The sequence below is a fragment of the Heyndrickxia sp. FSL K6-6286 genome (assembly GCF_038630395.1).
Taxonomy (GTDB): Bacteria; Bacillota; Bacilli; order Bacillales; family Bacillaceae_C; genus Heyndrickxia; species Heyndrickxia oleronia.
This window is the reverse complement of sequence record NZ_CP152029.1, coordinates 1,491,573-1,510,942: the sequence shown is the minus strand read 5'-3', so window position 1 is coordinate 1,510,942 and position 19,370 is coordinate 1,491,573. Positions and strand designations below refer to the sequence as shown.

The window sequence follows — 19,370 nt, the reverse complement described above, 5'->3', positions numbered from 1 at the left end:
AACAATAGCTAGGGACTGTCTCAGACAGTCCCTAGTTTTCATTCTGAAGTAAAATCCTTTAGAATGCCAATTTGGTCTATATGCTGTCTAGCTGTTTCATCACCTAAATCATAAATCATTTGATATACCTCAATCATATGTTTATCATAATCATCATTTGATTTATCATGATGATATTCCAATGCAGGAACATGTGATCTGAAAAAATTTGCAATTTCTACATCATAATTCGCATCAAAAATTTGCCTTAGCTTTGTTATTTCATCATCTGTCGCCTCAATTTTAAAATTCCAAGGTGAGTCAGTAGAACTTCTTGAAATTTCTCCACTCCCAATATTTATATAATACGTGTTTTTTGGTTGATCCATTCCCAACACTCCTCGTAAAATTTCTAAAAATGATTCACTATGTATCGTTTCCCACAAACCAAGCCAAAATATTCTTACGAAGATAAAAAGGATGATGAAGATGAGACTTGTAGATGAACTATTTGAAATTTACCATAATCGGCTGACAGCAGATGATGAGGATATAGATATTATTACATTTGCCGTTCTTGAGGAATCTGATCGTGGGGATTTAATGAAAATAGTAGAAGAAATGAAGGATGATGAACTTCAATATTTTATTCGACTCTATTTAATTGAAAGCTTAAAAGGGAAATTTTCTAATCATCCACCGGAATCTGATCCATTCAAAAAAAAATACTTGCATTAAAAGGAAAAGGAAACTGCAATCAATTTACAGTTTCCTTTTCACTTTATTTATTTAGATAAATAAGCATTTAGCATCCATACATGCTTTTCAAGTTTTTCTTGGAAAGCAGTAAACATATCAGCAGTTACATCATCCCCTGCTTCATCCGCTATAGATATTCCCTCTTTAAGCTCCCCAATAATTTGTTTAAAATCACTAACGACCTCTTTTACCATCTCATCTGCAGGAGCTTTCGTTTCTGCTTCCTTTATACTAGCCAATTCTAAAGATCCTTTTAATGTTGATACAGGTTGTCCTTCTATTGCCAATAATCTCTCTGCTATTTCATCAAGGGCAGCGTCTGCTTCATTATATAGTTCCTCAAATTTCTCATGTAAGGAGAAAAAATGATGTCCTTTAACATACCAATGAAAATGATGAAGTTTTGTATACATTACTGTCCAATTTGCTACTTGTTTATTTAATACATCCTGTAATTGTGATTGATTTGCCATATTTAATCATCCTCCTGTTATTTATATACCCTAAATGAAGATGTCAAAACATATACATATATCTTTCACATCTATAGTCCATTCCATGCTAAAATAATGAATAGGAATAAAGAGGTTGTAGGAGGTTTATTCATTGCTTACATTTATTATGATTGTATCCATTATAATCATTATCGTCATTATTGCAGCTGCTGCTATTACAACATCAAAGGCATATGCATTTAAACATACAATCGATCCAATTGAAAATAACCCGAATATTAGAACTGAAATGGATGAAAAAAATAATACTCATGAACGATCCGATACGTAATGGATCGTTTTTTGATTGTTTCTTCATCTTTGACACTTTGAGTATTTGACTGATATGCTAATTGAAACTCACTATAAGGAAGTTTTCCTAATGTTAAAATTTATTTTTATTAAAATCATACGGTTTTATCAAATCTGTATTTCACCATTAAAACCACCATCTTGCCGTTTCTATCCTACATGTTCGCACTATGGACTAGAGGCGATTAAACGCTTCGGAGCCCTACGTGGAGGCTGGTTAGCGGTTAAAAGGATACTAAAATGCCATCCTTTCCATCCTGGTGGATTTGATCCAGTTCCAGAGAAAAAACAGGAAAAAATATAATTAAAGGAACATAAAGCCCTAGACTTTCCAATCATAGTTACCACTCCAATACAAACACTATAGTTGTATCATAAAATCCATTAAGGAGTGAGGTACAATGGCAAAGGACGTCTTATGTGAAGTAAACAATTGTCACTATTGGGCAAAAGGAAACCGTTGTTCTGCAGATGAAATTTATGTTGTCAGCCATAAAGGGGACACCGCAAAGAAAACAGAAGAAACAGACTGTAAAACTTTTAAGCCTGAAGGAAATTGGTAAAGGTTTATTATATAGCTTTTTTGTTTAAAAAGTTAATAAGCGCAGGGTTGAGATCTGCGCTTATTTTTTATATTTTTCTATATATGTCGTTACCTCTTGTAAACGTTTAGTATTTATTTCAAACCCAATTCCGGGATGAATAGGTGCCTTAACGAACCCATGCTTGACTTCAACTTCTGGAAGGATTATATCCTCATTCCAAAAACGACTGGACGCTGAAATATCTCCAGGGATCGTAAATCCTTCTTTTGTTGATAGCGCAATATTATGGGCTCGCGATATCCCAAATTCAATCATCCCACCACACCAAACTTGAATTTGATGTTTTTGGCATAAATCATGTATAGCTAAAGCATTGCTTAGTCCACCTACTCGGCCAATTTTTATATTAATTACCTTACAACTATTTAATAATATCGCGCTTTTCACATCATGATAGGTAATGATGCTTTCATCTAAGCAAATAGGAGTTTGTATTTCTTTCTGTAAAAAAGAATGTTCTACAATATCATCGACAGCTAAGGGCTGCTCAATCATCAACAATTCAAATTCATCGAGTGATTTTAATAAATCAATGTCATCAAGTGAATAGGATGAGTTTGCATCTGCCATTAAAGGGATAGTTGGAAAATGGTTGCGAATTTCTTTTAGAAGTTTATAATCCATTCCAGGTTTAATTTTTACTTTTACTCTCTTATAACCTTCTTGCAAATACGAATCAATTTGTGACAGGGCATCCTTTATTTCATGGGTACCAACTACCACACCTGATGGAATTTCACTCTGAACTCCATCAATGAGCTTCCATAAAGGACGATCTACCTTTTTAGCATAAAGATCCCAAATAGCAGTTTCAATCCCTGCTTTAGCCATCTGATTACCTCTTATATGATCAAAATATTTTTTGATCTCATTTGGGTGCTTAATCGGATTGTTCAAGACAATAGGAATGAGGAAATCCTTTAGCATATGATAACTGGTTCTTACCGTTTCCTCTGTATACCACGGAGTAGAGAAAGCGACAACCTCGCCATAACCTGTTCTCCCCTCCTCATCCAATACTTTAATAATAATTCCTTCTCGATCATTCACCGACCCTAAAGCCGTTGAAAAAGGACTTTTTAGTGGCATTTTTATGATAGACAATTGCACTTCTTTTATCATCATCCTCATTCATCCTTTTGGCATTAATTCGTGTAGCTTACGACGAAGCAGTTTATTAGACGCATTTCTTGGCAGTTCATTGACAATATAAATATGATGTGGAATCTTAAATTTAGCTAATTTATCCTTACAATAATTAATTAAATTAGCTTCATCAACTAGCTCAGATACAACAACAAATGCGTAGGGAACCTGTCCCCATTGTGTATGTTCAATTCCCACAACACCCGCTTCTTTTACAGACGAATGAGATAATAAGACCTCCTCAATTTCAGCAGGGTAAATATTTTCTCCTCCAGAAATAATTAAATCAGAGCGACGATCCATCACAAAAAGATAGCCATCTTCATCCACATAGCCGATATCACCTGTGTAGAACCAACCATCTTTAAAATTTTTCTTATTTGCTTCGTCTCGATTCAAATACCCTTTTGTCACATTGGGTCCCTTAACAACAATTTCTCCGGGTTGATTTGGTAATAGTTGCATTTGATTATTCATTATTTTTAATTGAGAAGGAAATAATGGCTTTCCAGCTGAACCAAGCTTTACTATACTATCTTCAGGTGCTAGTGTTACAATTTGGGAGGATGTTTCTGTCATCCCATAAGACTGAAATACTGGTATGTTTTTTTCTAGACAAGCATCTAGTAAAGGCTTTGGAGCAGGTCCCCCGCCTAATAGCATACAACGAAAATTTGAATGATATCGCTTATCTCCTAGATCATCAATCATACGAATTAGCATGGTACTTACGACCGACATAATCGTAACCTCACCTGCTTGCAGGACTTGATTGATGGTCTTTTCATTAAATTCCTCATATAAATAAACAGGCATTCCATATATGACACTTCGCATTAGAATGGATAAACCACTTATATGAAATAAAGGAACGGCGCAAAGCCAGCCATCCTTCTCGGTTAACCCAAGATTCAAAGCGGACCCAACAGCACTCCACCAATGGTTCCCATAGGATTGTAATACACCCTTCGGATTACCAGTTGTTCCAGAAGTATACATAATTGAACAAACTTCATCCAAAACAAACTCGTTTACTAAAGGAACCTTTTTAGTCTCGAGATGATCTATTTCTACGATTGTTGTCATTGGAAGCACATGAAACAATCCTTTAATACCATTCATCTTTTCCTTAAAAGCATCTTCACTTATTAATAACCTTGTACCACTATCTTTTAACTGAAATACCATTTCCTTTGCAGTTAAACGATGATTTAAGAACACCGCTGATACACCTAGTTGTTGCAATGCATGGATAATAAAGACTGTATGGGGACGATTAGTTAGCAGAATAGCAACGGAGTCCTTTGCCTGTATACCTAGAGTTGCAATTTTTTGTGCTAATGTTTCAACCGTACGATACATTTCCATAAAACTCCATCTCTGATTATCAAAAACGAGTGCGAGGCGATTGGGAGTTAAAAAAGCTCTCTGATTTAAAAAATTAGGTAGTTGTTCCATAAAAAATCACCTTTTGTTAAAGAATTCTAAAGAAAAAGGGGCAGTTCCTTTATTGACACCCCCTGGATTGTTACATAATTTCCTTACATTAAAACCAGTGGTCTACATTCTTTTTTAAAACATCTCATATAATATAGCTTTTCAGGTGAAATTTTGAATAATAAAAAGATTGAATACCCTCAAGCATTCCTTCCACTGTGAAAAGAACCACAAACTATGAAAATCTCCTTTGAAAAAAGCTTGATGGATGAAACCACCAAGCCTTTAATTCCCGAGATTGTACGGGAAAACTCATTATATCCCTATTAAATCAAGGGAAGCGAGGGAATTGTCCAAAATCAGGCTTACGTTTTTCTTTGAATGCGTCACGGCCTTCCTTCGCTTCATCCGTTGTATAGTAAAGTAGAGTTGCATCTCCACCAAATTGTTGAAGACCTGCTAAACCATCAGTATCGGCATTAAATGATGCTTTCAAGAAACGAAGCGCAGTTGAACTCTTCTCTAAGATTTCTTCACACCATTTAACTGTTTCTTCTTCAAGTTTTTCTAAAGGAACCACAGTATTGACAAGTCCCATCTCTAATGCATCTTGTGCATTATATTGACGGCAAAGATACCAAATTTCTCTAGCCTTTTTGTGACCTATAATACGAGCTAAATAACCTGCACCATAACCGGCATCAAAGCTACCAACCTTTGGTCCTGTTTGTCCAAAAATAGCATTGTCTGCTGCAATTGTTAGATCACATACAATATGTAGAACATGACCGCCTCCAATAGCATAACCTGCTACCATTGCAATCACTGGTTTTGGTGTAAAGCGAATTAATCTTTGTAAGTCTAATACATTTAGTCTTGGGATATTGTCTTCACCTACATACCCACCATGTCCACGAACCTTTTGATCTCCTCCAGAACAGAATGCTTTCTCTCCAGCTCCAGTTAGGATGATGACACCAATTTTTGAATCATCACGTGCACGTGAGAATGCATCAATCATTTCATTTACTGTTTTAGGAGTAAATGCATTATGTACCTCAGGACGGTTAATTGTTATTTTTGCAATTCCATTATACGATTCATAAAGAATCTCATCATATTCTCTCTCAGTTATCCAATCAATTGCCATTTGAGAATCCTCCTTTTATTTTTATAATTGTAAATGTCGAATATTCTTCACTTATTCGACAAAAACTCCTCTATTATTGTACCAAACTTTCGAGAATCTTCCACATGAATTGCATGACCTGCATCAAGAATCGTTTCATGTCTAGCATTTGGTATCCATTTTTGCATTTCCTTAGCAATAAGACAAAACTTTTCATCTAAACTGCCAGTTATTAGATAAACAGGCATTTCAAGCGTAGAAAGTTTTCTCCATAAAGATGGCATGCTTCCTGTCCCCATACCTATTAGACTATTTGCTAAACCTAAAGGATTATTTTGTAAACGCTGCCATCTAATTTGTTCTATCCTGGCTTTATCTAATCTTTTCTGTGTCTTAAATAATGGAATATCAGTCCAATAATCTACGAAGGATTCAATTCCTTCTTCAATTATTCTCTTCGCTAATCTCTCATCTTGGTGACGTCTTTCAATTCTTGCTTCCTCCGTTTTTAATCCAGGAGAAACACTTTCTAAAAGAAGCATACTCACCATATCTGGAAAACATGTAGCAAATGTTAGTGCCAATCTACCACCCATAGAATAGCCTAATACTTTTATTTTGTTTATTTTTAATTGAAAGAGAATGTCTTTAATATCATGTGCTACTAGTTCTATCTGATAACGCTCTGCAGCTTTAGGACACTCTGTTTTGCCATGACCGAGTATATCTATAAGGATACATTGATAACGTTTATTTAAAAATTGAACAACTGCGTTCCACGTTGTACAATCTCCAGTAAATCCATGTAAAAGTAATAAGGGCTCACCTGAGCCTATTACTTCTACATGATAGTTTACTCCATTTACATGAATGTTCATAATTGATCACCGCGTAAATAATGATCCACTTCCATTGAGACATGCTTCCACATTTTACGATGAACCTCAACATTCTTTTCACGGTTGGTAGGAACTTCAATTACATGTAAACCTTTAGTTTCAACCGAGGCTTCAATCGATTGTTGGAAGTCATCCCAATTTCTTACTTTAGAATAATTACCATTATACATTTGAACCACATGCTCAAAGGCTAAGTCAGTTGGAGTCCCAAAAAGGACTTCAAAATGCTTTTTCTCACTTGACTGCGGAAGGTAATGAAAAATTCCTCCACCATTATTATTTATAACAATAATGGTGATATTTAATTGATACATTTTAGCAGCAAGTAATCCATTTAAATCATGGAAAAATGATAAATCACCTATTAATAAGAATAGTGGTTCACCATATAGACTTGCACCAAGTGCACTTGAAACAACCCCATCAATCCCATTTGCTCCTCGATTTGCCATAACACGTATCTTTTTACTGTTAAAATGGAAAAATGTATCAACATCACGAATAGGCATACTATTCCCTACAAATAAAGTACTATTCTCTGGCATACCTTTAATCAATTCTAAGACAACTTTCCCTTCGTCCAATTCATTGATATCTCCAATTTCTTGTATGACAGTACTTCTTGAAATATTATTTAAATGCTGCCACATATATAGCCACTGAGCATTTTCTTTTTTATTTACTTTCTTACATAGCTCATTACAAAAAAGAGCTTCATCACAATAAATCATTTGCGTTGCCTTCTTGATTGGATCTCTCCAACCTCCATTTCCACTTTCAACAATGAAATGCTCCGTATCAGACAAACTTTTCATGAATAGCGTAAGTGGCTTCGAAACTGGCATTCCACCGAATCGCAAGATGACATCCGGTTTTAATTTTTCTTTATATTGGGTTTCCTTTAAGATTGCATCATAATTATCAATAATATAGTCCCCGGAAAAATTACCACTTCGTAATTGTGACAATGGATCCGCCAAAATTGGATATCCTAATTTCTCAGCTAATTCTATAATTGAGTCCTGTAGATATGGATGATCAAGCACTCCACAAATAATGAGTCCTTTCTCTGTATTCTTAAGCTTTTCACTTAAATCCAGCATAACGTTCTCATTTGGCATAAGATGCCCGTGAGTTACAGTGACACTTGGCTGATCATCTAAGTCTGCATATGGCGATGGCTCAATAATTGGAATAAGTGGTTCCCTCAATGGAAAGTTCAAATGGACAGGTCCAGCAGGCTCTAATAACGCGATACTTACTGCTCTAGATGCTGTTGTGCGCACAAAGCTAAACATCTCTTCATTCGCTTCTGGAATGGCCATTTCCGTAAACCATTTAACATGTTCACCATATAAATGAATTTGGTTAATAGCTTGGGGCGCACCAATATCCCTCAGCTCATGAGGGCGATCAGCAGTTAATACAACAAGTGGTACTCTTGCTATTCTAGCCTCTACAATTGCTGGGTAATAATTGGCTGCAGCCGTTCCAGAAGTACATAGTAATGCCACAGGCTTTCTAGTTTGTTTTGCTATCCCCAATGCAAAAAAAGCAGCAGAGCGTTCATCAATATTAATGTAATAATTTAGTTTGGGATGCTCAGCAATGAGCATAGCTAACGGTGTTGATCTAGAACCAGGACTAATAACTACATTTTCAATTCCAGCATTCGATAGTTCCTGAATAAACATTGCTAAATATTTTGTTAAAGTTTCTTGATGTATCATAGTTGTTTTCCTCCTAATGCTCGAAGCATCGGACGAAATTTAATTCTTGTCTCAAAATATTCATCCTCCGGGATTGAATCAGCCACTACACCACACCCGGCATATAAAAATGCTTCTTTTCCCTTTATTAGACTTGATCTGATTCCTACTGCAAATTCACCATTTCCCTGATAGTCCAGCCAGCCGATTGGAGCAGCATAGAAGCCACGATCCATATTTTCCACTTCACGAATGATTTGCATCGCATCCGTTGTCGGAACTCCCCCCATAGCTGGTGTCGGATGTAAATCTTTAGCTATAGATAGAATGGATGTATTTTTATTTTTAACTGTCCCTTTCACTGGTGTGAAAAGATGTTGAATGTCGCGCATCTTCATTAACGTCGGTTCGATAGCGATTTCTAAATCATGACAATATTTATTCATAATCTCTTGGATCATTGATACAACGAATTGGTGCTCTTGTCTATTCTTATCGTCATTTAATAGAGCTTGTCCTAAGGCAACATCTTTTTTCTCATCTTTATCTCTTTTTATTGATCCTGCAATACAGGCAGATAAAATGTTATCCCCTATTTTTTTCACAAGCCTTTCAGGTGAAGCACCTGTAAAACAACTATCTAACCATTCTAACGCAAAGATAAAACTTTCATGCTGTTCATTCCATAAATGATTCAATACATGGTCCGAAGAAATCTCTCCATTAAAGGTTACATTCATTTTTCTAGCCATAACAACTTTTCTTACTTCATTATCATCATTTAATAGACGAACTACATTAGCGACAGCCTTTTTCCACGCATCAGGATTTACTTCTTCTTCTTGATGTATGTCTACCTTTAATATATTTTCTGATGCACTTGATGATAGAATTTGTTCTTTAATTCTAAGTAATTGAGCCAATCTATCTTTATCTTTGATTGAAGAACATCGTATATTTATCGTTAAATACGAACTTTGTTTATCGATTACTAACATTAATTCAGGTAAATGGAATAATGCATTAGTGAATGAACTCCACTCTGGTTCTTCTACACTATCAGGATCAAAAGAAAAGCCTCCGAATATAAGAGGTCCTGTGCCTTGTACGTTATATGGATTATAAATATGAGCATCTTTAATGAGATCATTCCATTCAGACTGAATCGTTTCAAATCGATGTTCCCCTAAAGATGTTTGTAATGTATAAGTACTTCCTAAACCTACGATGATGGTTTCATCATCGGGTACTTTCCAAAAAAACCTTTTCCCTTGAAATAACTGCTTAGCAGAAGAATAAAATGAAAGGGGGTTCATATTATTCAAAATTTCTGTATAGCTAAATAGAATGGGATACTCTTTATCCTTAGCTCTACCAACAGCAATTTCAAACTCAGTTTCAATTTTTGAATGTTGAATACTTGTCAACTTTATCTCCCCCAAAACTACCTTACGTTAATTACTATGATCATTGCATTCTTGTTCTATATTATGCCCAACTTTTAAGATACACTTCTAAATCGACGGAGTCAACGAACATATCTTATGAAACTTTTTCCCTACCTTATTATATGACAACTAGACAAAAAAGTTCAGTAATCTATGATTCAAATATTGAAATGGGAATTTTTCTTTCCATTACATATAAAAATTGATTGACACCTATCCTTCATTTACCTACACTTTAGAGTGTACTCCTATTGTCATTTCGATGGTCTATAGGAGGACTAAATCTGCATTAACAATAGATTTGCACGCCTTATGGATAATGCTGGGGAACAAAACCAGATGAACTTTTTCAAGGTAAAGATATGTAAAGGGAGAGACATAACAATGAGTTCACATTCTTCACCATTGGTGAAACCAGACAAAGGATGGCGAATTTGGTGGCAATTAACGCGACCCCATACGCTTACTGCTTCTTTTGTCCCTGTATTATTAGGGACAGCCTTTGCCATGCAAAACTCAAAGATTGATATTCCAATATTCATTGCGATGCTAGTGGCTTGCCTACTAATACAGGCAGCGACAAATATGTTTAATGAGTATTACGATTATGCTAGAGGACTAGACCATGAAGAATCAGTTGGAATTGGCGGTGCCATTGTCCGAAATGGTGTAAAACCAAAAACTGTTCTTAATCTTGCTCTGATTTTCTATGGGATCTCTGCATTATTAGGACTGTATATTATCATCAGTAGTTCCTGGTGGATTGCAGTTATTGGAGCCATATGTATGGCTGTTGGTTATTTTTATACTGGAGGACCCTTACCAATTGCATATACCCCTTTTGGAGAAATTATTTCAGGGTTCTTTATGGGGATTGTTATTATACTAATTTCTTATTTTATTCAAACCGGTAATATTACGACAGATAGCATTCTTATCTCTATTCCTATATTCATTTTAGTAGGAGCAATTATGTTATCCAATAACATTCGTGATTTAGATGGAGATAAGGAAAATGGACGGAAAACAGTTGCTATTCTAATAGGAAGAAAAAATGCAATTACATTACTTGCTACCATGTTTATAGTCTCATATCTATGGTTAATTGTTTTAGTGCTAATGCAGATCGTCACACCATGGACTCTCATTACACTTTTAAGCCTTCCAATGCCTATTAAAGCAGTAAGAGGCTTCATTGGAAAGACAGAACCTATTCAAATGGTTCCTGCGATGAAAGCAACAGCTCAAACAAATACTTTCTTTGGTTTACTAGTAACAATTGGGCTTTTCATTTCATTTCTTATCAAGTAGTGAAAAACAGATTTCATATGTTGCTATTCCTTATAGCAACATAACATTAAAATGAGATTCAATGCTAAATGTGGGGAGAAGTTATTTTTACTTCTCCCCTTTTTCTTTTATTCTAAGAAGATAATAGTTTTTGCTCAACGCTTTCGTTCAGTTGATTCAACAGTCTCTACCAATTGTTCAAATCATTTCACTTTTGTTAAGGCTATACGTATACCCATGGGCTTTTGACAGACAGGAAAAAAAGGATTTTTATAAGCCTGTTGAGATGGACTTTGATTATTCTCCTATACTTTTTTATAATCAAGTAATATCATGTTAGAATTTATTATGTATAGTTGATACTGGTTTCTTGAAAACTCACATAATGATTACGAGCATTTTTTATGTCTTAAAATTGTGTAAATCCCTACATCATATAGTATAGAACCAATATTACCTCTAGACAAAAAAAGGTAGTTTAAAAGTTTCTATTTTAGAAATCTTTTAAACTACCTTTTTTCTTAATAATGAATGACCCGTACGGGATTCGAACCCGTGTTACCGCCGTGAAAGGGCGGTGTCTTAACCGCTTGACCAACGGGCCGACAATACGGAGAAGGAGGGATTTGAACCCTCGCGCCGGTTACCCGACCTACACCCTTAGCAGGGGCGCCTCTTCAGCCACTTGAGTACTTCTCCAATTATATGGCTCCGCAGGTAGGATTCGAACCTACGACCGATCGGTTAACAGCCGATAGCTCTACCACTGAGCTACTGCGGAACAAGTAAATTATCATTATGGTGGGCCTAAATGGACTCGAACCATCGACCTCACGCTTATCAGGCGTGCGCTCTAACCAGCTGAGCTATAGGCCCACAAAAATTATGGAGCGGGTGATGGGAATCGAACCCACGACAACAGCTTGGAAGGCTGTAGTTTTACCACTAAACTACACCCGCATGATGGGGCCACTAATCGGAATCGACCTCACAAATGTCTGAGCCACAATCCAATTTTTAACCACTTCGGAATAGCCGTCATGTTCAACTAAACATTGGATTACATGTAGTTATTAGCCACTTAAACATAAAATGGTGGCTCGGGACGGAATCGAACCGCCGACACATGGATTTTCAGTCCATTGCTCTACCGACTGAGCTACCGAGCCAAATATAATATCTATTTTCTATATAAAATTGTGTTCGCCATCGTCCCAATTTCAGAAAGCTTATTCAAGCTGTGGCTCAATTGGTACGCTGATGTATCGCTTTGTAGCCTATTCGGACGTGCTCTACCGACTGAGCTACCGAGCCAAATTATAAAATGGCGGTCCGGACGGGACTCGAACCCGCGACCTCCTGCGTGACAGGCAGGCATTCTAACCAACTGAACTACCGGACCAAATTTCTTTCAAGTTTACTTGAAAATGATTGCGGAGGCAGGATTTGAACCTGCGACCTTCGGGTTATGAGCCCGACGAGCTACCAGACTGCTCCACCCCGCGACGATATTATTAAAAATATTCTAATCCAATCTTTTCATCAACTGTCCCGATTTCAGTATGCTTACTCTAGTAGCAGCTCAATCGGTACAACTCGTAGTTGTTCGATGAAGTAACGCTCGTTGCTCCACCCAGTGACGATATTATTAAAAATCTTTTAAAGAAATAGTTATGGCGGAGGAAGAGGGATTCGAACCCCCGCGCGGTGTAACCCGCCTGTCGGTTTTCAAGACCGATCCCTTCAGCCAGACTTGGGTATTCCTCCAATTATATATGGTGGACCTTGTAGGACTCGAACCTACGACCGGACGGTTATGAGCCGTCTGCTCTAACCAGCTGAGCTAAAGGTCCTCTATGGTAGCGGCGGAGGGGATCGAACCCACGACCTCACGGGTATGAACCGTACGCTCTAGCCAGCTGAGCTACGCCGCCATAGTAAATTTTAATTTTAGATATTGGTGGAGCCTAGCGGGATCGAACCGCTGACCTCCTGCGTGCAAAGCAGGCGCTCTCCCAGCTGAGCTAAGGCCCCAATTGTATAATGGTCGGGAAGACAGGATTCGAACCTGCGACCCCATGGTCCCAAACCATGTGCTCTACCAAGCTGAGCTACTTCCCGTTCATGGCGCGCCCGAGAGGAGTCGAACCCCTAACCTTTTGATCCGTAGTCAAACGCTCTATCCAATTGAGCTACGGGCGCATGATTTATATGCCGAGGACCGGAATCGAACCGGTACGGTAGTCACCTACCGCAGGATTTTAAGTCCTGTGCGTCTGCCAGTTCCGCCACCCCGGCAAGGGTTGTTTGGAGCGGAAGACGGGATTCGAACCCGCGACCCCCACCTTGGCAAGGTGGTGTTCTACCACTGAACTACTTCCGCAACTTTATTTTATAATGCGGGTGAAGGGAGTCGAACCCCCACGCCTTGCGGCGCCAGATCCTAAGTCTGGTGCGTCTGCCAATTCCGCCACACCCGCGTTATGAAAAATGTTTTTCGTTTAACAAAAAGATAAGTAATTTTTCGTTACAAAAAACAATGGTGAGCCATGAAGGACTCGAACCTTCGACCCTCTGATTAAAAGTCAGATGCTCTACCAACTGAGCTAATGGCTCTTTATGAATATAATTAATAGTATAAGCATGTACTTCGAATATAAATGCATCTACGACGTCCCAATCTCAGCAAGATTATTCAAGCTGTATCTCGATTGGTACGCTGATGTTACTCTTCGTAGCGTACTCGATCGTGCTCTACCAACTGAGCTAATGGCTCGTAATGACCTAAGTGGTGCCGGCCAGAGGACTTGAACCCCCAACCTACTGATTACAAGTCAGTTGCTCTACCAATTGAGCTAGGCCGGCATTATATATGGTGGAGGATGACGGGATCGAACCGCCGACCCCCTGCTTGTAAGGCAGGTGCTCTCCCAGCTGAGCTAATCCTCCATAAATCGCCTGGCAACGTCCTACTCTTGCAGGGGGAGAGCCCCCAACTACCATCGGCGCTAAGAAGCTTAACTTCCGTGTTCGGGATGGGAACGGGTGTGACCTTCTTGCCATAATTACCAGACTATATGTTGTTAAGGGTTTATTCCCTCAAAACTAGATATATCAAGAAGTAACGGTTCATAACCTCAAATCCCAGTTGCGGCTCCTAAACCCTCTCAGAAAAATGCTACCTTGCTGTGGTGGCTGAAAAGCTACCTCCTCGCAAGCCATCATTTTTTGGCGGGTTTGAACAGTCGCCTTCACTTTTCTATTTGGTTAAGTCTTCGATCTATTAGTATTCGTCAGCTCCATGTGTCGCCACACTTCCACCTCGAACCTATCAACCTGATCATCTTTCAGGGATCTTATTTAGATAAACTAAGGGAAATCTCATCTTGAGGGGGGCTTCATGCTTAGATGCTTTCAGCACTTATCCCTTCCGCACATAGCTACCCAGCGATGCCTTTGGCAAGACAACTGGTACACCAGCGGTGCGTCCATCCCGGTCCTCTCGTACTAAGGACAGCTCCTCTCAAATTTCCTACGCCCACGACGGATAGGGACCGAACTGTCTCACGACGTTCTGAACCCAGCTCGCGTACCGCTTTAATGGGCGAACAGCCCAACCCTTGGGACCGACTACAGCCCCAGGATGCGATGAGCCGACATCGAGGTGCCAAACCTCCCCGTCGATGTGGACTCTTGGGGGAGATAAGCCTGTTATCCCCGGGGTAGCTTTTATCCGTTGAGCGATGGCCCTTCCATGCGGAACCACCGGATCACTAAGCCCGACTTTCGTCCCTGCTCGACTTGTAGGTCTCGCAGTCAAGCTCCCTTGTGCCTTTACACTCTGCGAATGATTTCCAACCATTCTGAGGGAACCTTTGGGCGCCTCCGTTACCTTTTAGGAGGCGACCGCCCCAGTCAAACTGCCTGCCTGACACTGTCTCCCACCCCGATTCAGGGGTGCGGGTTAGAATTTCAATACAGCCAGGGTAGTATCCCACCGATGCCTCCACCGAAGCTGGCGCTCCGGTTTCAAAGGCTCCTACCTATCCTGTACAAGCTGTACCAAAATTCAATATCAAGCTGCAGTAAAGCTCCACGGGGTCTTTCCGTCCTGTCGCGGGTAACCTGCATCTTCACAGGTACTATAATTTCACCGAGTCTCTCGTTGAGACAGTGCCCAGATCGTTGCGCCTTTCGTGCGGGTCAGAACTTACCTGACAAGGAATTTCGCTACCTTAGGACCGTTATAGTTACGGCCGCCGTTTACTGGGGCTTCAATTCAAAGCTTCGTCTTGCGACTAACCTCTCCTCTTAACCTTCCAGCACCGGGCAGGCGTCAGCCCCTATACTTCGCCTTACGGCTTCGCAGAGACCTGTGTTTTTGCTAAACAGTCGCCTGGGCCTATTCACTGCGGCTCTCTCGGGCTTGCACCCTAACAGAGCACCCCTTCTCCCGAAGTTACGGGGTCATTTTGCCGAGTTCCTTAACGAGAGTTCTCTCGCTCACCTTAGGATTCTCTCCTCGCCTACCTGTGTCGGTTTGCGGTACGGGCACCTTTCACCTCACTAGAGGATTTTCTAGGCAGTGTGGAATCAGGAACTTCGGTACTAAATTTCCCTCGCCATCACAGCTCAAGGTACATGGTGACGGGATTTGCCTCGTCACCCCTCTAACTGCTTGGACGCACTATTCCAGCAGTGCGCTTACCCTATCCTCCTGCGTCCCCCCATCGTTCAAACGGTGAAGAGGTGGTACAGGAATATCAACCTGTTGTCCATCGCCTACGCCTTTCGGCCTCGGCTTAGGTCCCGACTAACCCTGAGCGGACGAGCCTTCCTCAGGAAACCTTAGGCATTCGGTGGAAGGGATTCTCACCCTTCTTTCGCTACTCATACCGGCATTCTCACTTCTAAGCGCTCCACCAGTCCTTACGGTCTAGCTTCGCAGCCCTTAGAACGCTCTCCTACCACGGACATCCAGCATTTTTCCGAAGGAAAAGATGCATTGGTGTCCATCCACAGCTTCGGTGATACGTTTAGCCCCGGTACATTTTCGGCGCAGAGTCACTCGACCAGTGAGCTATTACGCACTCTTTAAATGGTGGCTGCTTCTAAGCCAACATCCTGGTTGTCTAAGCAACTCCACATCCTTTTCCACTTAACGTATACTTTGGGACCTTAGCTGGTGGTCTGGGCTGTTTCCCTCTTGACTACGGATCTTATCACTCGCAGTCTGACTCCTAAGGATAAGTCATTGGCATTCGGAGTTTGTCTGAATTCGGTAACCCGATGAGGGCCCCTAGTCCAAACAGTGCTCTACCTCCAAGACTCTTACCTTAAGGCTAGCCCTAAAGCTATTTCGGAGAGAACCAGCTATCTCCAAGTTCGATTGGAATTTCTCCGCTACCCACACCTCATCCCCGCACTTTTCAACGTGCGTGGGTTCGGGCCTCCAGTAAGTGTTACCTTACCTTCACCCTGGACATGGGTAGATCACCTGGTTTCGGGTCTACGACCTCATACTCTATCGCCCTATTCAGACTCGCTTTCGCTGCGGCTCCGCCTCTTCAGCTTAACCTTGCATGAAATCGTAACTCGCCGGTTCATTCTACAAAAGGCACGCTATCACTCTGCATAAAGCATAGAGCTCTAACTACTTGTAGGCACACGGTTTCAGGTTCTCTTTCACTCCCCTTCCGGGGTGCTTTTCACCTTTCCCTCACGGTACTGGTTCACTATCGGTCACTAGGGAGTATTTAGCCTTGGGAGATGGTCCTCCCTGCTTCCGACGGGATTTCACGTGTCCCGCCGTACTCAGGATCCACTCTGGAGGGAACGAAGTTTCAACTACAGGGTTGTTACCTTCTTTGACGGGCCTTTCCAGACCTCTTCATTTACTCCGTTCCTTTGTAACTCCGTATAGAGTGTCCTACAACCCCAAGAGGCAAGCCTCTTGGTTTGGGCTTCTTCCGTTTCGCTCGCCGCTACTCAGGAAATCGCAATTGCTTTCTCTTCCTCCGGGTACTTAGATGTTTCAGTTCCCCGGGTCTGCCTTCCTTACTCTATGTATTCAAGTAAGGATACTACCCCATTACGGGCAGTGGGTTCCCCCATTCGGAAATCTCCGGATCAAAGCTCGCTTACAGCTCCCCGAAGCATATCGGTGTTAGTCCCGTCCTTCATCGGCTCCTAGTGCCAAGGCATTCACCGTGCGCCCTTACTAACTTAACCTAAAAGGTTATTTAAAACTACTTAATGGATTCATCCATAAAGTGGCGATTCTCGGTTATTACTTGGTTACTTCTTAATATTATCTAGTTTTCAAGGAACAATCCGGCGAATGATAAGCTTCGAATCTCTTCGTCAGCGCACTCACTCACATCCTCACGTATATTTAATACGTTCTGGTGCTCGTTCGCTTGCTTCCTCGACCTTCTCGCTTCTAATTCACCTCTATAAAATTGAAAGGATTAACCCTTCAAAACTGAACAAAACAGAAGACGTCTGAACCACGTAAGTGGTTTTCCATATTCCTTAGAAAGGAGGTGATCCAGCCGCACCTTCCGATACGGCTACCTTGTTACGACTTCACCCCAATCATCTGTCCCACCTTCGGCGGCTGGCTCCAAAAGGTTACCTCACCGACTTCGGGTGTTACAAACTCTCGTGGTGTGACGGGCGGTGTGTACAAGGCCCGGGAACGTATTCACCGCGGCATGCTGATCCGCGATTACTAGCGATTCCGGCTTCATGTAGGCGAGTTGCAGCCTACAATCCGAACTGAGAATGGTTTTATGGGATTGGCTAAACCTCGCGGTCTTGCAGCCCTTTGTACCATCCATTGTAGCACGTGTGTAGCCCAGGTCATAAGGGGCATGATGATTTGACGTCATCCCCACCTTCCTCCGGTTTGTCACCGGCAGTCACCTTAGAGTGCCCAACTGAATGCTGGCAACTAAGGTCAAGGGTTGCGCTCGTTGCGGGACTTAACCCAACATCTCACGACACGAGCTGACGACAACCATGCACCACCTGTCACTCCTGTCCCCGAAGGGAAATCCCTATCTCTAGGGAGGTCAAGAGGATGTCAAGACCTGGTAAGGTTCTTCGCGTTGCTTCGAATTAAACCACATGCTCCACCGCTTGTGCGGGCCCCCGTCAATTCCTTTGAGTTTCAGCCTTGCGGCCGTACTCCCCAGGCGGAGTGCTTAATGCGTTAGCTGCAGCACTAAAGGGCGGAAACCCTCTAACACTTAGCACTCATCGTTTACGGCGTGGACTACCAGGGTATCTAATCCTGTTCGCTCCCCACGCTTTCGCGCCTCAGCGTCAGTTACAGACCAGAGAGTCGCCTTCGCCACTGGTGTTCCTCCACATCTCTACGCATTTCACCGCTACACGTGGAATTCCACTCTCCTCTTCTGCACTCAAGTCTCCCAGTTTCCAATGGCCGCTTGCGGTTGAGCCGCAAGATTTCACATCAGACTTAAGAAACCGCCTGCGCGCGCTTTACGCCCAATAATTCCGGACAACGCTTGCCACCTACGTATTACCGCGGCTGCTGGCACGTAGTTAGCCGTGGCTTTCTGGTTAGGTACCGTCAAGGTACCGCCCTATTCGAACGATACTTGTTCTTCCCTAACAACAGAGTTTTACGATCCGAAAACCTTCATCACTCACGCGGCGTTGCTCCGTCAGACTTTCGTCCATTGCGGAAGATTCCCTACTGCTGCCTCCCGTAGGAGTCTGGGCCGTGTCTCAGTCCCAGTGTGGCCGATCACCCTCTCAAGTCGGCTACGCATCGTCGCCTTGGTGAGCCGTTACCTCACCAACTAGCTAATGCGCCGCGGGTCCATCTGTAAGTGATAGCCGAGGCCATCTTTCAATTCTCCCTCATGCGAAGAAAAAAGTTATCCGGTATTAGCCCCGGTTTCCCGGAGTTATCCCAGTCTTACAGGCAGGTTACCCACGTGTTACTCACCCGTCCGCCGCTAATCATCAGGGAGCAAGCTCCCATCAGATTCGCTCGACTTGCATGTATTAGGCACGCCGCCAGCGTTCGTCCTGAGCCAGGATCAAACTCTCCAAAAAGATGTTTGATATAGCTCTTTATAAATAAAAGTAAATCATTGACGTTTCGTTTTGTTCAGTTTTCAAAGATCA

Annotated in this window: 13 protein-coding genes, 20 tRNA genes and 3 rRNA genes; 5 read left to right on the top strand and 31 right to left on the bottom strand. The window is 41.3% G+C overall.

The genetic code is table 11. From position 1 onward, the window contains the following. Nucleotides 1-38 precede the first annotated feature (38 nt). The gene (locus tag MHI39_RS07580; protein ID WP_058005637.1) at nucleotides 39-368 is read right to left on the bottom strand and encodes a hypothetical protein; all 330 of its coding nucleotides are present in this window, start codon (nucleotides 366-368) and stop codon (nucleotides 39-41) included. A 100-nt stretch (nucleotides 369-468) separates the two neighbouring features. On the opposite strand from MHI39_RS07580, the gene MHI39_RS07575 reads away from it, so the two are divergent. Then, nucleotides 469-717 (top strand): DUF6154 family protein, encoded by a 249-nt coding sequence (locus MHI39_RS07575; RefSeq protein ID WP_071976903.1) that lies wholly within the window; start codon nucleotides 469-471, stop codon nucleotides 715-717. A gap of 47 nt (nucleotides 718-764) precedes the next feature. Here MHI39_RS07575 and MHI39_RS07570 read toward each other — a convergent pair whose 3' ends face one another. Beyond that, nucleotides 765-1,211: a Dps family protein gene (locus MHI39_RS07570; protein ID WP_071976902.1), complete on the bottom strand. Its 447-nt coding sequence runs from the start codon at nucleotides 1,209-1,211 to the stop codon at nucleotides 765-767. 133 nt (nucleotides 1,212-1,344) lie between these two features. Here MHI39_RS07570 and ytzI point away from each other — a divergent pair, with 133 nt between their 5' ends. From ytzI to MHI39_RS07555, 3 genes are all read left to right on the top strand, one after another. Next, a complete protein-coding gene (ytzI, locus tag MHI39_RS07565) occupies nucleotides 1,345-1,524 on the top strand; it encodes a YtzI protein (RefSeq protein WP_058005640.1) in 180 nt (59 codons plus the stop codon). 90 nt (nucleotides 1,525-1,614) lie between these two features. Further along, nucleotides 1,615-1,848, top strand: coding sequence for a membrane protein insertion efficiency factor YidD (yidD, locus tag MHI39_RS07560; protein ID WP_058005641.1), 234 nt, complete (start codon nucleotides 1,615-1,617; stop codon nucleotides 1,846-1,848). Between the two features lie 97 nt (nucleotides 1,849-1,945). After that, nucleotides 1,946-2,107, top strand: a complete 162-nt coding sequence (locus MHI39_RS07555; RefSeq protein ID WP_065107321.1) for a DUF1540 domain-containing protein — start codon at nucleotides 1,946-1,948, stop codon at nucleotides 2,105-2,107. A gap of 60 nt (nucleotides 2,108-2,167) precedes the next feature. Here MHI39_RS07555 and menC read toward each other — a convergent pair whose 3' ends face one another. The 6 genes from menC to MHI39_RS07525 all read right to left on the bottom strand — a co-directional run bounded on the left by menC (nucleotide 2,168) and on the right by MHI39_RS07525 (nucleotide 9,896). Further along, nucleotides 2,168-3,274, bottom strand: coding sequence for an o-succinylbenzoate synthase (gene menC, locus MHI39_RS07550; RefSeq protein ID WP_342540991.1), 1,107 nt, complete (start codon nucleotides 3,272-3,274; stop codon nucleotides 2,168-2,170). A gap of 6 nt (nucleotides 3,275-3,280) precedes the next feature. After that, nucleotides 3,281-4,753 carry an o-succinylbenzoate--CoA ligase gene (locus MHI39_RS07545; RefSeq protein ID WP_342540990.1) on the bottom strand — a complete coding sequence of 491 codons (1,473 nt, stop codon included), beginning with the start codon at nucleotides 4,751-4,753 and terminating at the stop codon, nucleotides 3,281-3,283. Between the two features lie 310 nt (nucleotides 4,754-5,063). Beyond that, a complete protein-coding gene (gene menB / locus MHI39_RS07540; protein ID WP_071976899.1) occupies nucleotides 5,064-5,882 on the bottom strand; it encodes a 1,4-dihydroxy-2-naphthoyl-CoA synthase in 819 nt (272 codons plus the stop codon). A gap of 47 nt (nucleotides 5,883-5,929) precedes the next feature. Further along, nucleotides 5,930-6,739 carry a 2-succinyl-6-hydroxy-2,4-cyclohexadiene-1-carboxylate synthase gene (menH, locus tag MHI39_RS07535; protein ID WP_342540989.1) on the bottom strand — a complete coding sequence of 270 codons (810 nt, stop codon included), beginning with the start codon at nucleotides 6,737-6,739 and terminating at the stop codon, nucleotides 5,930-5,932. Beyond that, nucleotides 6,736-8,490, bottom strand: coding sequence for a 2-succinyl-5-enolpyruvyl-6-hydroxy-3-cyclohexene-1-carboxylic-acid synthase (menD, locus tag MHI39_RS07530; RefSeq protein ID WP_180211632.1), 1,755 nt, complete (start codon nucleotides 8,488-8,490; stop codon nucleotides 6,736-6,738). Before menD ends, menH begins: the two co-directional genes overlap by 4 nt. Beyond that, nucleotides 8,487-9,896 carry an isochorismate synthase gene (locus MHI39_RS07525; protein WP_058005647.1) on the bottom strand — a complete coding sequence of 470 codons (1,410 nt, stop codon included), beginning with the start codon at nucleotides 9,894-9,896 and terminating at the stop codon, nucleotides 8,487-8,489. Before MHI39_RS07525 ends, menD begins: the two co-directional genes overlap by 4 nt. Before the next feature lie 405 nt (nucleotides 9,897-10,301). Between MHI39_RS07525 and MHI39_RS07520 the strand changes: the two genes are divergently transcribed. Next, on the top strand, nucleotides 10,302-11,228 hold the full coding sequence (locus MHI39_RS07520; protein ID WP_058005648.1) for a 1,4-dihydroxy-2-naphthoate polyprenyltransferase: 927 nt from the start codon (nucleotides 10,302-10,304) through the stop codon (nucleotides 11,226-11,228). A 511-nt stretch (nucleotides 11,229-11,739) separates the two neighbouring features. On the opposite strand, the gene MHI39_RS07515 is transcribed toward MHI39_RS07520, so the two are convergent. The 23 genes from MHI39_RS07515 to MHI39_RS07405 form a co-directional block, all read right to left on the bottom strand. Continuing rightward, nucleotides 11,740-11,811: transfer RNA gene (locus tag MHI39_RS07515), tRNA-Glu, on the bottom strand. 7 nt (nucleotides 11,812-11,818) lie between these two features. Then, a tRNA-Ser gene (locus MHI39_RS07510) sits at nucleotides 11,819-11,906 on the bottom strand. 7 nt (nucleotides 11,907-11,913) lie between these two features. Then, a tRNA-Asn gene (locus tag MHI39_RS07505) sits at nucleotides 11,914-11,988 on the bottom strand. Between the two features lie 18 nt (nucleotides 11,989-12,006). Continuing rightward, a tRNA-Ile gene (locus tag MHI39_RS07500) sits at nucleotides 12,007-12,083 on the bottom strand. Between the two features lie 10 nt (nucleotides 12,084-12,093). Beyond that, nucleotides 12,094-12,167, bottom strand: a tRNA-Gly gene (locus MHI39_RS07495). 133 nt (nucleotides 12,168-12,300) lie between these two features. Then, nucleotides 12,301-12,376 (bottom strand) — tRNA-Phe (locus MHI39_RS07490). A 156-nt stretch (nucleotides 12,377-12,532) separates the two neighbouring features. After that, nucleotides 12,533-12,609, bottom strand: a tRNA-Asp gene (locus MHI39_RS07485). 29 nt (nucleotides 12,610-12,638) lie between these two features. Next, nucleotides 12,639-12,712, bottom strand: a tRNA-Met gene (locus MHI39_RS07480). A 169-nt stretch (nucleotides 12,713-12,881) separates the two neighbouring features. Then, nucleotides 12,882-12,974: transfer RNA gene (locus MHI39_RS07475), tRNA-Ser, on the bottom strand. A 9-nt stretch (nucleotides 12,975-12,983) separates the two neighbouring features. After that, nucleotides 12,984-13,060: transfer RNA gene (locus MHI39_RS07470), tRNA-Ile, on the bottom strand. Between the two features lie 4 nt (nucleotides 13,061-13,064). Next, nucleotides 13,065-13,141, bottom strand: a tRNA-Met gene (locus MHI39_RS07465). 24 nt (nucleotides 13,142-13,165) lie between these two features. Next, nucleotides 13,166-13,241: transfer RNA gene (locus tag MHI39_RS07460), tRNA-Ala, on the bottom strand. Nucleotides 13,242-13,251: 10 nt separating this feature from the next. Further along, a tRNA-Pro gene (locus MHI39_RS07455) sits at nucleotides 13,252-13,328 on the bottom strand. Between the two features lie 4 nt (nucleotides 13,329-13,332). Beyond that, a tRNA-Arg gene (locus MHI39_RS07450) sits at nucleotides 13,333-13,409 on the bottom strand. Nucleotides 13,410-13,419: 10 nt separating this feature from the next. Beyond that, a tRNA-Leu gene (locus MHI39_RS07445) sits at nucleotides 13,420-13,505 on the bottom strand. Nucleotides 13,506-13,515: 10 nt separating this feature from the next. Next, nucleotides 13,516-13,590 (bottom strand) — tRNA-Gly (locus MHI39_RS07440). Nucleotides 13,591-13,605: 15 nt separating this feature from the next. Continuing rightward, nucleotides 13,606-13,687, bottom strand: a tRNA-Leu gene (locus MHI39_RS07435). Between the two features lie 60 nt (nucleotides 13,688-13,747). Continuing rightward, nucleotides 13,748-13,823 (bottom strand) — tRNA-Lys (locus MHI39_RS07430). A gap of 173 nt (nucleotides 13,824-13,996) precedes the next feature. Continuing rightward, nucleotides 13,997-14,072 (bottom strand) — tRNA-Thr (locus MHI39_RS07425). A gap of 8 nt (nucleotides 14,073-14,080) precedes the next feature. Beyond that, a tRNA-Val gene (locus tag MHI39_RS07420) sits at nucleotides 14,081-14,156 on the bottom strand. A gap of 7 nt (nucleotides 14,157-14,163) precedes the next feature. Further along, nucleotides 14,164-14,280 (bottom strand): 5S ribosomal RNA (rrf, locus tag MHI39_RS07415). Nucleotides 14,281-14,470: 190 nt separating this feature from the next. Continuing rightward, nucleotides 14,471-17,438, bottom strand: a 23S ribosomal RNA gene (locus MHI39_RS07410). A gap of 307 nt (nucleotides 17,439-17,745) precedes the next feature. Then, nucleotides 17,746-19,298 (bottom strand): 16S ribosomal RNA (locus MHI39_RS07405). The 16S, 23S and 5S rRNA genes sit together here with 20 tRNA genes alongside, the layout of an rRNA operon. Nucleotides 19,299-19,370: the final 72 nt, after the last annotated feature.